The sequence below is a fragment of the Frateuria sp. GZRe12 genome (genome assembly GCF_051900535.1).
In the GTDB taxonomy this organism is placed as follows: Bacteria; Pseudomonadota; Gammaproteobacteria; order Xanthomonadales; family Rhodanobacteraceae; genus Frateuria_A.
Map to the genome: position 1 here is coordinate 507,596 of NZ_JBHZGI010000001.1, position 14,839 is coordinate 522,434.

Annotated in this window: 10 protein-coding genes and 1 tRNA gene; all 11 read right to left on the reverse strand. The window is 65.2% G+C overall.

Annotated features, from left to right (window positions below; genetic code table 11):
• Positions 1-253: 253 nt before the first annotated feature.
• Positions 254-2,359, reverse strand: coding sequence for a polyribonucleotide nucleotidyltransferase (pnp, locus tag ACFWZ4_RS02310; protein ID WP_439703130.1), 2,106 nt, complete (start codon positions 2,357-2,359; stop codon positions 254-256).
• 20 nt (positions 2,360-2,379) lie between these two features.
• Entirely contained in the window at positions 2,380-2,649 is a 270-nt protein-coding gene (rpsO, locus tag ACFWZ4_RS02315) for a 30S ribosomal protein S15 (protein WP_231320547.1), read from the reverse strand.
• Positions 2,650-2,806: 157 nt separating this feature from the next.
• A complete protein-coding gene (gene truB, locus ACFWZ4_RS02320; RefSeq protein WP_439703131.1) occupies positions 2,807-3,805 on the reverse strand; it encodes a tRNA pseudouridine(55) synthase TruB in 999 nt (332 codons plus the stop codon).
• Positions 3,786-4,166 (reverse strand): 30S ribosome-binding factor RbfA, encoded by a 381-nt coding sequence (gene rbfA / locus ACFWZ4_RS02325; RefSeq protein WP_439703132.1) that lies wholly within the window; start codon positions 4,164-4,166, stop codon positions 3,786-3,788. The genes truB and rbfA overlap by 20 nt, the downstream gene beginning before the upstream one ends.
• Positions 4,167-4,347: 181 nt before the next feature.
• The gene (gene infB / locus ACFWZ4_RS02330) at positions 4,348-7,104 is read right to left on the reverse strand and encodes a translation initiation factor IF-2 (RefSeq protein ID WP_439703133.1); all 2,757 of its coding nucleotides are present in this window, start codon (positions 7,102-7,104) and stop codon (positions 4,348-4,350) included.
• A 129-nt stretch (positions 7,105-7,233) separates the two neighbouring features.
• Positions 7,234-8,733: a transcription termination factor NusA gene (gene nusA, locus ACFWZ4_RS02335; RefSeq protein ID WP_439703134.1), complete on the reverse strand. Its 1,500-nt coding sequence runs from the start codon at positions 8,731-8,733 to the stop codon at positions 7,234-7,236.
• Positions 8,734-8,832: 99 nt separating this feature from the next.
• Complete coding sequence (rimP, locus tag ACFWZ4_RS02340; RefSeq protein ID WP_439703135.1) at positions 8,833-9,363, reverse strand: ribosome maturation factor RimP; 531 nt, start codon at positions 9,361-9,363, stop codon at positions 8,833-8,835.
• Between the two features lie 191 nt (positions 9,364-9,554).
• Positions 9,555-9,631, reverse strand: a tRNA-Met gene (locus ACFWZ4_RS02345).
• A 126-nt stretch (positions 9,632-9,757) separates the two neighbouring features.
• The gene (gene nuoN, locus ACFWZ4_RS02350; RefSeq protein ID WP_439703136.1) at positions 9,758-11,197 is read right to left on the reverse strand and encodes an NADH-quinone oxidoreductase subunit NuoN; all 1,440 of its coding nucleotides are present in this window, start codon (positions 11,195-11,197) and stop codon (positions 9,758-9,760) included.
• Between the two features lie 16 nt (positions 11,198-11,213).
• Positions 11,214-12,722 carry an NADH-quinone oxidoreductase subunit M gene (locus ACFWZ4_RS02355; RefSeq protein WP_439703137.1) on the reverse strand — a complete coding sequence of 503 codons (1,509 nt, stop codon included), beginning with the start codon at positions 12,720-12,722 and terminating at the stop codon, positions 11,214-11,216.
• Between the two features lie 13 nt (positions 12,723-12,735).
• Positions 12,736-14,835, reverse strand: a complete 2,100-nt coding sequence (nuoL, locus tag ACFWZ4_RS02360) for an NADH-quinone oxidoreductase subunit L (protein WP_439703138.1) — start codon at positions 14,833-14,835, stop codon at positions 12,736-12,738.
• Positions 14,836-14,839: the final 4 nt, after the last annotated feature.

A 14,839-nucleotide genomic window follows, 5' to 3' on the forward strand; every position in this document is an offset into this window, starting at 1 on the left:
GGTGCGCCTTGCGGGGAATCGCAGGGATCGTACCAAAACGGTATGGCAGTGACTTTGCGAAGCGGCCGCCGGGGTGCCTTGCCAGGCACACTCGTGGGCGACGTTCTGTTGCCATCCGGTTGAAAGAACATCGCCTCGATGGGGGATCCTGCAAGAGCAGGGGTGTGCTTGCGGCGAGCACAAAAAAAAAAGCGGGCCGATGGGCCCGCTTTTTCTTTCTGCTGGATCGGATGCGCTATCGCACCTCGGAAACTCAGCCGTTGGCGGCTTCATCCTCGGCCACGGCCTTCATGGACAGGCGGATGCGGCCCTGCTTGTCCACTTCGAGCACCTTGACCTTCACGATGTCGCCTTCCTTGAGCTTGTCGGAGACCTTCTCCACGCGCTCGGAAGAGATCTGCGAGACGTGCACCAGGCCGTCCTTGCCCGGCATGATGGTCACGAACGCGCCGAAGTCCATCAGCTTGGCGACCTTGCCCTCGTAGATGCGGCCCGGCTCGACGTCGGAGACGATCTGTTCGATGCGCTTCTTGGCCTCGTCGGCCGCCAGGCGGTTGACCGAGGCGATGATCACGGTGCCGTCGTCGCTGATATCGATCGTGGTGCCGGTCTCTTCGGTAATCGAGCGGATGGTTGCGCCGCCCTTGCCGATGACCTCGCGGATCTTGTCCGGATGGATCTTGATGGTGAGCAGGCGCGGGGCGTACTCGCTCATCTCCGAACGCGGCGTGCTGATGACCTTGGCCATCTCGCCCAGGATGTGCAGGCGGCCACGCTTGGCCTGCTCCAGCGCCACCTTCATGATCTCTTCGGTGATGCCGTCGATCTTGATGTCCATCTGCAGCGCGGAGATGCCATCGGCGCTACCGGCCACCTTGAAGTCCATGTCGCCGAGGTGGTCCTCGTCGCCCAGGATGTCCGACAGCACGACGAAGTCGCCGCCTTCCTTGACCAGGCCCATGGCGATGCCGGCCACCGGCGCCTTGAGCGGCACACCGGCGTCCATCATGGCCAGCGAGGAACCGCACACCGAGGCCATCGAGGACGAGCCGTTGGACTCGGTGATCTCCGAGACCACGCGCAGCACGTACGGGAATTCCTCGATCGAGGGCTTGACCGCCTGCACGCCGCGCTTGGCAAGGCGACCGTGGCCGATCTCACGACGCTTCGGGGCGCCGAAACGGCCGGCCTCGCCCACCGAGAACGGCGGGAAGTTGTAATGGAACAGGAACGGATCCTTCGACTCGCCTTCCGGCGCGTCGATGATCTGCGCGTCGCGAGTGGTGCCCAGCGTGGCCACGACCAGTGCCTGGGTCTCGCCGCGGGTGAACAGCGCCGAGCCGTGGGTACGCGGCAGCACGCCGACGCGCACGCTGATCGGGCGGATGTCGTCGAGCTGGCGGCCGTCGATGCGCACCTTGGTCTTGAGCACGCTGTCACGCATGGTGCGGTACTCGAGCTCGCCGAATTCCTTCGACAGCTCGGCGCTCGACCAGGCGTTCGCCTCGGCCTGGCCCTTCAGGGATTCGAGCACGTCGGCCTTGATCGCGGCGATCGCGTCGCGGCGCTGCAGCTTGTCGCGCACCTGGAAGGCTTCTTCGAGCTTGTTGCCGACGCCGCCCTTGAGCGCTGCGACCAGCGACTCGTTGCGTGCCGGCGCTTGCCAGGTTGACGCGGGCTTGGCCGCTTCGGTGGCGAGCTCGGCGATCGCGTTGATCGCAGCCTGCATGTGCTTGTGGCCGAACATCACCGCGCCGAGCATGACCTCCTCGGACAGCAGCTTGGCCTCGGACTCGACCATCAGCACGGCACCGGCGGTACCTGCGACGACGAGGTCCAGGTCGGACGTCTTCAGCTCGGTGTGCGTCGGGTTGAGCACGTACTGGCCGTTGACATAGCCGACGCGGGCGGCGCCGATGGGGCCCTTAAAGGGGATGCCGGCCAGCGACAGCGCAGCGGAGGCGCCCAGCATCGCGACGATGTCGCCGTCAACCTCGGGGTTGAGCGAGACAACCTGGGCGATGACCTGCACTTCGTTCTTGTAGTCGTCCGGGAACAGCGGGCGGACCGGGCGGTCGATCAGGCGCGAGGTCAGCGTTTCCTTCTCGGTCGGACGGCCTTCGCGCTTGAAGAAGCCGCCCGGGATGCGGCCGGCCGAGTAGAACTTCTCGACGTAGTCGACGGTGAGCGGGAAGAAATCCTGCCCCTCGCGCGGCTTGGCCGCGGCGACAGCGGTGACCAGCACGACGGTGCCGCCCATGCTGACCATGACCGCACCGGACGCCTGGCGGGCGATTTCGCCCGTCTCCAGTGTGACTTCGTGATTACCGTACTGGAATGACTTGGTTACTTTCGCCACTGTGTTGTGTCCTTGTCCGATTAACGGCGGAGGCCGAGGCGTTCGATCAGGGCCTGGTAGCGGCCAAGGTCACGATCCTTGAGGTAGGCAAGCAGGCTCTTGCGGCGATTCACCAGCTGCAGCAGGCCACGACGCGAATGGTGGTCCTGCTTGTGTTCCTTGAAATGACCGGTGAGGTGGTCGATGCGGGCGGACAGCAGGGCCACCTGCACCTCCGGCGAACCGGTGTCGTTCGGCACGCGGCCGTAGTCAGCAATGATCTTGCTGGTCTGTTCTGCGGTAAGGGACATGGGTATCTCTTCCTTCAAAATGCGGATGCGGAACTTGTGCAACCTCACCGGGCGGTGAAGTTGCACAAGCTCCGCTGGTTGAATGTAAAGCTCTGGAACAAGCTCGCTATTGTAGCGAGGCGGAGCGGTTGGCAACAAGAGCGCGAAATGGTGCCGTTTACGGACCTATCGCCGCCGGGGGAGGTTTATCCGACGCGAGCGCGCCACCGGGCAGGTTGAAACCACGGACGATACGCACCCGGCCCGATTGATCCGGCTCGACCATTGCCAGCAGGCGTCCGTCCGGTGCAAAGGCGGCGCTGCGTCCCTGGTCCGGGGCGCCCGGCCAGGGGATCTGCTGGCCCTGGGCGACCGCGAAAGCCTGGCCTTCGTCCAGCGCCAGCGCCGGCAGATCGGCCAACCCGGCCGACAGCGGCAACAACAGCGCGTCCAACGCGGCCTCGCCCTGCCCGGCCGCCGCCTCGAGATCGGCCAGCGTGACCATGGCCGGTTCGCGGAACGGTTCGACCCATAGCCTGCGCAACGCGGTCAGATGGGCGCCGCAGCCCAGGCGTTCGCCCAGATCCACCGCCAGGCTGCGGATGTAGGTGCCCGAGCCACACTCCACCAGCAGGCTCAGGCAGTCGCCTTCGTGGGCGATACATTCCAGCCGGTGGATTTCCACTTCGCGCGGCGGCACGTCGACGATCTCGCCGCGACGGGCTTTCACGTACAACGGCTCGCCGCCCTGCTTGAGGGCCGAATACACCGGCGGAACCTGCATGATGCGCCCGCGCAGGGTGGCGAGCGCCTGTTCGATGACGGCCGCCTCGAACGCTGGCACGTGCCGCTGCTCCAGGACATCGCCTTCGAGGTCGGCCGTGGTGGTCGTCACGCCGAACCGGCATTCGGCCAGATACGCCTTGCGCGCCCCCAGCAGCATCCCGGCGATCTTGGTGCCCTCGCCAAAGCACAGCGGCAGCAGGCCGGTCGCCAGCGGATCGAGCGCGCCGGTATGGCCGCCCTTGGCCGCGCGCACCAGGCGGCGCGCTGCCTGCAGGGCCTGGTTCGAACTCATGCCCAGCGGCTTGTCGAGCAGCAGGATCCCGTGCAGGTCGCGCAGCCGGCGCGCCGGGTCCTGGCGGGAAGCGTGGGACCTACGACTTGCCTTCGCCATCGGGATTCGGCTGGATGTCGCCCGAGTCGCGCAGCAGGCGCTCGATTCGCTCGCTCTTGTCGACCGAATCGTCGTACTTGAAACGCAGTTCCGGCACGCGCCGCAGGCGCATGCTGCGCGAGAGCGTGCGACGGAATTCGATCGCCAGTTCGTTGAGCGCCTTGACGGCCTCCTTCGCGCGCTCGGCCTGAAGTGCGGTGACCCACACCGTGGCGAAGTCGAGGTCGCGGGTGACTTCCACGTCGGAAACGCTCACCGACGGCAGCGCGTGGTCACGCACGGCGGCGTGGACGAGCAAACCGAGTTCGCGACGGAGCTCGGCGCCTACGCGGTCGGTGCGTTTGAAGTCGCGTGAGGGCATGAAGGCTCCAATCAATAGCGGACTGCCGCGTAGCGGCAGCCTCGTTGTCCCTCACCCATCCGGGAGAGGATGGGTGAGGGGCGAGCCCGCGTCAGGCCAGCAGGCGCTGGCACCAGAGCGGGCCCTCACCCCAGCTCTCGCCCTGAGCTCGTCGAGCGGAAGGAGAGAGCGGAGCACAGCGTTACAGCGTCCGGGCAACCTCGATGCGCTCGAAGCACTCGATCTGGTCGCCCACCTTCACGTCGTTGTACTGCTTCACGGCGATACCGCATTCCATGCCGTTGCGCACCTCGTCGACGAGTTCCTTGAAGCGGCGCAGCGATTCCAGCTCGCCCTGGAAGATCACCGTGTTGTCGCGCAGCACGCGGATCGGCTTGTTCCGCTTGACCGTGCCCTCGGTGATCATGCAGCCGGCCACCGCGCCGAACTTGGAGCTGCGGAAGACCTCGCGGACCTGCGCCACGCCGATGATCTCCTCGCGCACTTCCATGCCCAGAAGACCCGAAGCGGCCTGCTTCACCTGGTCGATGACGTCGTAGATGATCGAGAAGTAGCGGACATCCAGGCCGGCGGTATCGATCACCTTGCGCGCCGAAGCATCGGCACGGACGTTGAAGCCGATGACCAGTGCCTTGGAGGCGGCCGCCAGGGTCGCATCGGACTCGGTGATGCCACCGACGCCGGCGGCGATCACGTTGACCTTCACGTTCTCGTTGCCGATCTGGCTGAGCGAATCGCGCAGCGCCTGCACCGAACCCTGCACGTCTGCCTTGACCAGGATGTTGAGCGTCTGCTGCTCGGCGCCCTGACCCATCAGCGCCATGATGTCCTCGAGGCGGTTGGCCTTGCTGACCATGCGCGTCTCGCGGCGCTTCTGCTGGCGCTCGGCGGCCACTTCGCGGGCCAGACGTTCGTCGGCGACCACCACGAAGTCGTCACCGGCCTCCGGCACGCCGGACAAGCCAAGCACCTGTACGGGAATCGACGGACCGGCTTCCTGCACGGTCTTGCCGTTTTCATCGACCAGCGCGCGCATGCGGCCATACTCGACGCCGCAGACGACGAAATCGCCGCGCTTCAACGTGCCTTGCTGCACCAGTACGGTGGCGACCGGGCCACGGCCCTTGTCCAGGCTGGATTCGATCACCACGCCGGAGGCGGGGCCGTCGAACACCGCGGTCAGTTCCATCACCTCGGCCTGCACGGAAAGGGCGTCCAGCAGGTCGTCGATGCCCATGCCGGTCTTTGCAGACACCGGGATGAACGGCGTATCGCCGCCCCACTCTTCCGGGATGACCTCGAGGTTGCCAAGGCCCTGCTTGACGTGGTCCGGATTGGCGTCGGACTTGTCCATCTTGTTGAGCGCCACGATCAGCGGCACCTTGGCGGCGCGTGCATGCTGCACGGCCTCGGCCGTCTGCGGCATGACACCGTCGTCGGCCGCCACCACCAGCACCACGATGTCCGTCGACTGCGCGCCGCGGGCGCGCATCGAGGTGAACGCGGCGTGGCCCGGAGTGTCCAGGAACGTGATGACGCCCTTGGGCGTCTCCACGTGGTACGCGCCGATGTGCTGGGTGATGCCGCCGGCCTCGCCCGCCGCCACCTTGGTGCGACGGATGTAGTCCAGCAGCGAGGTCTTGCCGTGGTCGACGTGGCCCATGATGGTGACCACCGGCGGACGAGCGGACTTCTCGCCTTCCAGCTCGGCATTCTGCGTGTGCGCAGCCAGCGCGGCCTCGGCGTTGTTCTCGCTTGCTTCGACCGGCGTATGGCCGAGCTCCTCGACCACCAGCGTCGCGGTATCGCGGTCGATCGTCTGGTTGATGGTGGCCATCACGCCCATCTTGAAGAGCGCCTTGACCACCTCCGAACCCTTGACCGCCATCTTCTGGGCGAGGTCGGCAACCACGTTGGCCTCGCCGACTACCACTTCGCGCACGACCGGCGCGGTCGGGCGGGAGAAGCCGTGTGGCCCCGAAGCCGCAGCCGTGCCGCCACGGGTCATCTCGCGGCCGCCCTTGCCCGGCTTGCCGCGCTTGCTGGAACGGCGCGCGCGATCGGCATCGGACAGGTGCAGCTCGCCACCGGCGAAGCGCTTGCCGCCAGGACCTTCGTCGCGATCGCGGCCATACCGCGCCTTGGCGGCGCCACGTGCATCCGCGGGGGCCGGGGCCGGCGCGGGTGCGGGTGCCGGCGCGGGCGCCGCGACGACCTTCTTTTCTCGCTTACGCGGCTCATGGATACGCGGCACGATCATGCCGAACGCACTGTGGTCGGTGCCGGAGGACGGCGCCGGCACGGGGGCGGCAACATTCCTGGCGGTGGCGGCCGCCGGCGCCTCGGAGGCGACTTCCTGGGCGGAGGCTTCCATGGGAGCCGACACCTCGGCAGGCTGCTCGATAGCCACCAGCTCGCTCTGGCGCTTTGCTTCCTCGGCCCGGTGCTGCTCGTCCAGCGCGCGCTGCTGCGCCTCCTGCTGGCGACGCTGCTCGGCTTCGTGGCGCTCGCGCTCCTCGTGCTCGCGCTGCTGCTGCGATTCGGCCAGCTTGCGCACGGCTTCCTCGCGCTCGGGCTCGGCACTGGCTTCTTCTGCGATCACGCTGCGCTTGACGTAGGTGCGCTTGGCGCGCACCTCGACGTTCACCGTCTTGGCGCTGCTGGCCGCACCGCGGCCACCAGGCGTGGCGACCTTCAGCTCGCTGACCTTGCGGCGCTTCAGCGTGATCTGGCGCGGAGCACTGTCTTCCGCCTCTGGCGCAGCCTCACCCTTGCCATGGGTACGGCGCAGGAAGCCCAGCAGCTTCATCCTTTCGGTCGTGCTGATGAACTGCTCGGGGGCAGAGAAGTTCATGCCAGCCTCGGCAAGCTGACCGAGCAGCTTGTCAACCGGCATTTTCACTTGCTCGGCAAGTTGTTTGATCGTGATATCCGACATCGTGTTCTTTCTCCGCCGTTCCCGCGCTTATCGTCCGTGCGGCCCAGGCCTGCACGTCCACCTCCATCCATGGCGGAAGACCCGTGGGTCTTCCTCGGCGCGCCCTTCCAAAGGCGCCGCCGTCCGCGGTTAGCCGCCCTTCTCCAGTCGCTCGATCATCGGTGCGCGGGCCGCCATGATCAAACCGGCGGCGCGTTCCTCGTCCATGCCATCGATGTCGATCAGGTCGTCGACCGCGAGGTCGGCCAAGTCATCCACCGTACTGATTTCACGTGCAGCCAGCGCATAGGCGGTGGCTTCGTCCATGCCGGGCAGGCCGAGCAGTTCCTCGGACGGTTCGGCGATGCCTTCCTCGACAGCCAGCGCTTCGGTAAGCAGCGCGTCGCGGGCGCGGGCGCGAAGCTCCTCGACGATGTCCTCGTCGAAGCCCTCGACCGCCAGCAGCTCGGCGCTCGGCACGTAGGCGATTTCCTCGACGCTGGAGAAACCTTCCTGCACCAGGATGTTGGCGATCTCCTCGTCCACTTCCAGCTTGTCCATGAACAGCTGGCGCGCGGCCGCCTGCTCGGACTCACTCTTGGCGGTGACCTGGTCCTGGGTCATCACGTTAAGCTGCCAGCCGGTGAGCTTGCTCGCCAGACGCACGTTCTGGCCGCCGCGACCGATCGCCTGGGACAGCTTGTCCTCGGCCACCGCGATGTCCATCGAGTGCTTTTCCTCGTCCATGATGATGGACTGCACCTCGGCCGGCGCCATCGCGTTGATGACGAACTGCGCCTGGTTGTCGTGCCACAGGATGATGTCGACGCGCTCGCCGTTCAGCTCGTTGGAGACCGCCTGCACGCGCGAGCCGCGCATGCCGATGCAGGCGCCGATGGGATCGGTGCGGCTGTCGTGCGCGATAACGGCGATCTTCGCGCGATCGCCCGGGTCGCGGGCGCAGCCCTTGATCTCGACCAGGCCCTGGCCGACTTCCGGGACCTCGAGCTTGAACAGCTCGATCATGAATTCCGGTGCGGCGCGCGAGACGAACAGCTGCGGGCCGCGAACTTCCGAGCGGACCTCGTAGAGGTACCCGCGCACGCGATCGCCCACGCGCGCCGATTCGCGCGGGATGGTCTTGTCGCGCGGGATGAATGCCTCGGCGTTGCCGCCCAGGTCCAGGTACACGTTGCCACGCTCGACGCGCTTGACGATGCCGGTGATCAGCTCGCCGATGCGATCCTTGTACGCATCGACCACCTGCTGGCGCTCGGCCTCGCGCACGCGCTGCACGATCACCTGCTTGGCGGCCTGCGCGGCGATGCGGCCGAACTCGGCGTTCTCGATCTGCTGCTCGATGTAGTCGCCGACCTCGGAGTCCTCCTTCTCGTCCAGCGCGTCCATCAGGCGCAGCTGGTGGAACGGGGACTCCATCTCGCCGTCGTCGGCGATGACTTCCCAGCGACGGAACGTCTCGTAATCGCCGCTCGTGCGGTCGATCGCAACGCGAATGTCCGGATCCTCTTCCGGGTAGCGCTTCTTGGCGGCCGAAGCCAGCGCGGCTTCCATCGCCTCGAAGATCACTTCGCGCGGCACGCCTTTTTCATTGGCGACCGCGTCGACGACCAGCAACAGTTCTTTGCTCATTGCAGCAACCTCGGTATTTGTGCGCCCATCCATGACGCGAGGATCAAGAAGCGGCCCTCCATGGACGCACTCTCAAATTTGTTCCGGCTTCGCTGGTGCTTATTCGCCGGTCTTTTTTGCGGATTTCCTGCCGCCCGGCTTGGGCTGCGGCACGTAGCCCAGCGCCGCCCAGTCCGGCACCACGCGCGCGCTTTCCACGTCGGCATGGTCGAATTCGAACGTCTTGCCCTCGGCTTCGAAGGCCAGCTTGTCGCCATCGACCGCGACGAGCCTGCCACGCAAACGGCGGCGGCCCTCGATCGGCGCCTTCAGCAGCACCTTCACTTCCTGCCCCACCACCCCGGCGAACTGGGCCGCGGTAAACAGCGGACGATCGATGCCTGGCGAGGAAACCTCGAGCACGTAGTGGCCCGGAATCGGATCTTCCACGTCCAGCATCGCCGAGAGCTCGCGACTGGCCGCCTCGCAATCGTCCAGCGTGACCTCACGCCCTTCGGCGCGGTCGAGCACGTCCAGATAAACGCGCAGGGTACTCTGCCCTTGCGACGGGGAAAACTCCACACCGAGGCATTCCAGGCCTAGATCAGCCAGGACGTCGGTGAAGCGCTGTGCGAGTGCCTGCGTATCCATAGTCGTCGTTTGCGTGGTTCCAGAAACAAAAAAAGGGCACAACGGCCCATTCCCTTACCCCGACGATGTGCCGACTCGTCCAGGCTCTTTCCGGCGGCACGTCGATACCTCTAACGGTCGACGCATCGCGACGCATCCTTGCGCCCAACAAAAAAGCCTCACGAGGAGGCTTTCTTGTTCTAAGAAAGATCTGGTAGCGGGGGCAGGATTCGAACCTGCGACCTTCGGGTTATGAGCCCGACGAGCTGCCAGACTGCTCCACCCCGCATCAGAGTCCGCAAACTATAGCGGCATGGCCGGTTTCTTGCAAGCTTTTCCGTACCGTTTTTCTTCGCAGGATGGACTTCAGCCCGTCTTCTCGAACGGTGGGCCGAAGCCCCCCCTGCGAAAACCATCAGCCCGCGAAGGCCGAGCGGCACCAGCCCAGCAGCGGGCCCCAGTACAAGCCCAGCGCCAGCAGCACCAGCGCGTTGAGCGACAGCGCGGTGCGCAGGAATCCATCCGACTGTGGGCGCACTTCCAGACCTTCGGCGGGCTTGTCGAAGTACATGACCTTGACCACGCGCAGGTAGTAATACAGGCCGATGATCGCGAAGACGGCACCGACGATCGCCAGCCACAGCATGCCGGCGTGGATCGCCGCCTGCAGCACCAGCAGTTTGGCGAAGAAGCCGAACATCGGCGGCACGCCGGCCAGCGAGAACATGGCCAGCATCATCAGGAATGCCATCCACGGCGAGCGCTGGTTTAGGCCCTTGAAGTCGTCGATTTCCTCGCACTCGAAACCGGCCCGCGCCAGCGCCAGGATCACGCCGAAGGCGGCGGTGCTCATCAGCGCGTAGCAGATGGCATAGAACATTGCGGCCGCGTAGCCCTCGGGCCCCGCATTGACCAGGCCCAGCAGCAGGAAGCCCATGTGCGAAATGGTCGAATAGGCCAGCAGGCGCTTGAGGTTGGTCTGCACGATCGCGACCAGGTTGCCGATCGCCAGCGAGGCTACCGCCAGCACCGCCAGCATCAACTGCCACTGCCCCGCCAGTCCGCCCATGCCCGATTCGAGCAGACGGTAGGCCATGCCGAAGGCGGCGATCTTGGAGGTCGAGGCGACGAACGTGGTGACCGCCGTGGGCGCGCCCTGGTAGACGTCCGGAATCCACATGTGGAACGGCGCCACGCCCAGCTTGAAGCTGATCCCGACGATCATGAAGATCAGCCCGAACACCATCAGGTTGGACATGCCCGCTTGCACCACCGCGCCGTGCAGTTGCGCCAGCGCCAGCGTGCCGGTGGCGCCATAAACCATCGACATGCCGTACAGCAGCATGCCCGAGGACAGCGCGCCCAGCACGAAGTATTTCATCGCCGCCTCGGACGACAGCGGCGAATCGCGGTTCAGCGCCACCAGGCCGTACGAGCACAGCGTCAGCAGCTCCAGGCCCAGGTACACCATCACCAGGTTGCCGGCCGAGACCAGCAACATGGCGCCGATGCTGGCGAAGATCATCAGCGTGTAGAACTCGCCCTGGAACAGCTTGCGGTCGACAAGGTACGGGCGCGAGAAGACGAAAATAAGGCCAGTGCACAGCAGTGCGAAGACCTTGAGGATCTCGGCAGCCTGGTCGCGCACGAACATGCCACCGAAGGCGGTCACCGTCACGTCCGGCTGGCCGGCTACCACCAGGTAGATGCCGACCAGCACTACCAGGATGGAAACCCAGTGCAGGATGTTCCGCTGCTCGGGTTTCATCCAGGCATCCAGCAGCAACAGGAGGCACGCCGCCGCCACCAGATAGAACTCCGGCAGCATGATCATGATGTCGTTGAGATTGGGCATTAGCGTGTAATTCCGCTTAGATCTTGTGAACGGCGAGCTGCTGCACCAACTGGGACACCGAAGCGTCCATCAGGTGGATCAGCGGCTGCGGCCAGATGCCCAGCGCCAGTACGGCGAGTGCGAAGGCGGCCAGCACGAACGTCTCGCGTCCGTTGATTTCCTTCATCTCGCGCACGTGCGGGTTGGTGATGTCGCCCCACAGCACGCGCTTGACCATCCACAGCGTGTACGCCGCGCCGATGATCAGGGTGAAGGCGGCGAACAGCGCGATCCACGGGTTGGCCGCGAAGCTGGCCAGCACCACCATGAACTCGCCGACGAAACCGCTGGTGCCCGGCAGGCCGGAGTTGGCCATGGCGAAGAACACATAGAAGAAGCCGAACCACGGCATCACGTTGATAACGCCGCCGTAGTCCTTGATCAGTCGCGTATGCATGCGGTCGTACATGACACCGATGCAGGAGAACATCGCGCCGGAAACGAAACCGTGCGAAATCATCTGCACCATCGCACCCTGCATGCCGAGCTTGGCCGCGTCCAGGTTGTTGGTATCGCGTACCAGCATGAAGGCGATGAAGATGCCCAGCGTGACGAAGCCCATGTGCGCCACGGACGAATACGCCACCAGCTTCTTCATGTCCTCCTGCACCAGCGCCACGTAGCCGATATAGACCACCGCGATCAGGCTGAGCACGATGATCAGCCAGCCGAAATGCTCGGAGGCATCCGGCACGATCGGCAGCGAGAAGCGCAGGAAACCGTATCCGCCGATCTTCAGCATCACCGCCGCCAGCACTACCGAACCGCCGGTCGGCGCCTCCACGTGGGCATCCGGCAACCATGTGTGCACCGGCACCATCGGGACCTTCACCGCGAAGGCGATCAGGAAGGCGAAGAACAGCCAGGTCTGCTCCTTCATCGTCAGCGGCAGCGCCGCCAGCGTGTGCAAATCGAAAGTGCCGGCCTTCAGGTACAGGTAGATCAGCCCGATCAGCATGAAGATCGAGCCGAGGAAGGTATAGATGAAGAACTTCAGCGTGGCATACACGCGCCGCGGGCCACCCCAGATGCCGATCAGGATGAACATCGGGATCAGCATCGCCTCGAAGAACACGTAGAACAGCAACGCGTCGGTGGCGCAGAACACGCCGATCATCAGGCCCTCGAGCACCAGCATGGCGGCCATGTACTGGTGCGGCTTGTCCTGGATCACCTCCCAGGCGCCGACGATCACCAGGATCGTGACGAAGCTGGTGAGCAGGATCAGTGCCACGGAGATGCCGTCCACGGCCAGGCCGTAATGCACGCCGAGCGAAGCGATCCACACGTGGCTTTCCACCAGCTGCATGGCGCTGTCGGCCGGGTTGTAGCCGGTCAGCAGGAACAGGCTGGCCACGAAGGCCAGCACGGCCACCAGCAGCGAGATCCAGCGCGCGAGGCCCCGGCGGCCGGAACCGGCCAGCAGTACCGGAATCGCGCCGACGATGGGAAGCCAGATCAGCAGGCTGAGCAAATGATTGAACATGGAGCGTGCTTCCTTATTGCCCGATCTGCCCGGACCCGAAGACCCAGAACCCGCCCAGCAGCAGGATCAGGCCGAGAATCATCGCGAAGGCGTAGTGGTAGAGGTAGCCGGACTGCAGGCGGCGCACGCCGGCGGCGATGCGCTGAACCAGTCCGGCCGAGCCGTCGACCAGTACGCCGTCGATCACGGCCGCGTCGCCAGCCTTCCAGAACAGCCGGCCCAGCTTCACGCCGCCGCGGGCGAAGATCGCGAAGTAGACGTCGTCGACCCAGTACTTGCGGTCGAGCACCGTCCACAGCGGCTTGAGCGCGCTCTTGATCCTGCCAGCCATGGCTGGGTTGAACAGGTAGATGTAGGTGGTGATCACGAAGGCCAGTGCCACCAGAGCGAACGGCCAGCTGGCGAACCCATGCAGTGCCATGGCCGCGGCGCCGTGGAACTCGTGACCGAGCTCGCCCAGCACATTGTTGGCCTCCTCCACGTGGATCGCCTGACCGAACCAGTCGCCGAACAGCATCGGCCCGATCGTGAAGAAACCGACCAGCAGCGACGGGATCGCCAAGAGGATCAGCGGCAGCGTCACGACCCAGGGCGACTCGTGCGGCGCATGCTCCAGCTCCCCCGGCTTATGGCCGTGGTGCGGATCGTCCGAGTGCGCGTGACTCTCGTCGCCATGGGCATCGTGGACATCGTGGTGGACGGCGTGCGGCTCATGCGCGTGGGCATGGGGCCCCACCACCACGAAGCGTTCCTTGCCGTGAAAGGTCAGGTACATCTGCCGGAAGGTGTACAGCGCAGTGACGAACGCGCCGACCAGCACGCAGACGTAGGCATAGCCCGAACCCCAGCGATGCGACTCGCCGACGGCCTCGATGATCGCGTCCTTGGAGTAGAAGCCCGAGGTGAACGGGATCGCCACCAACGCCAGCGAACCGATCCACATGGTGATCCAGGTGATCGGCATGTACTTGCGCAGGCCACCCATGTAGCGCATGTCCTGCTCGTGGTGCATGGCGATGATCACCGAACCGGCGCCGAGGAACAGCAGCGCCTTGAAAAAGGCGTGAGTCATCAGGTGGAACACTGCGCCGGCGTACGCGGATACGCCCAGCGCGACCGTCATGTAACCCAACTGCGACAGCGTGGAATACGCGACCACCCGCTTGATGTCGTTCTGCACGATGCCGATCAGGCCGGTGAAGAGCGCGCCGGTGGCGCCGATGATCATCACGAAGCTGAGCGCGCCCTCGGACAACTCGAAGAACGGCGACATGCGCGCGACCATGAAGATGCCCGCGGTCACCATCGTCGCCGCGTGGATCAGCGCGGAGATCGGGGTCGGGCCTTCCATCGAGTCGGGCAGCCATACGTGCAGCGGCACCTGCGCGGATTTGCCCATCGCGCCCACGAACAGCAGCACGCAGATCACCGTGGCCGCATCCCAGTGCGTATTCGCGGTCAGCGCCAGCGACTTGCCGATCAAGCTCGGCGCACCGGCAAACGCGGTGGCGTAGTCCAGCGTATTGAGGAAGTACAGCACCGCGGCAATGCCGAGCAGGAAGCCGAAGTCGCCCACTCGGTTGACCAGGAATGCCTTGAGGTTGGCGAAGATCGCCGTCGGGCGCTTGTACCAGAAGCCGATCAGCAGGTAGGACACCAGGCCCACGCCTTCCCAGCCGAAGAACAGCTGCATGAAGTTGTTGCTCATCACGAGCATCAACATCGCGAAGGTGAACAGCGAGATGTAACTGAAGAAGCGCTGGTAGCCCGGGTCGTCGGCCATGTAGCCGATGGTGTAGACGTGCACCAGCAGCGACACGAAGGTCACCACCACCATCATCATGGCGGTCAGGCGGTCGACCAGGAAGCCGACGCTGACGTGCAGGCGGCCTATCTCGAACCAGGTGTAGATGTCCTGGTTGTAGGACGGCGCACCGCCCGCGGTGATCTGGTAGAGCACGTAGAACGACAGCGCGCAGGAAACCAGCAGGCCGAGGATGGTCACGCTGTGCGCGCCCACGCGGCCGATCTGCTTGCCGAGGAAGCCCGCGAGCAGGCAGCCGACGAGCGGAGCCAGCGCGATGGTCAGCAGGATGGAGGTCGAAAGTTGCATCGGC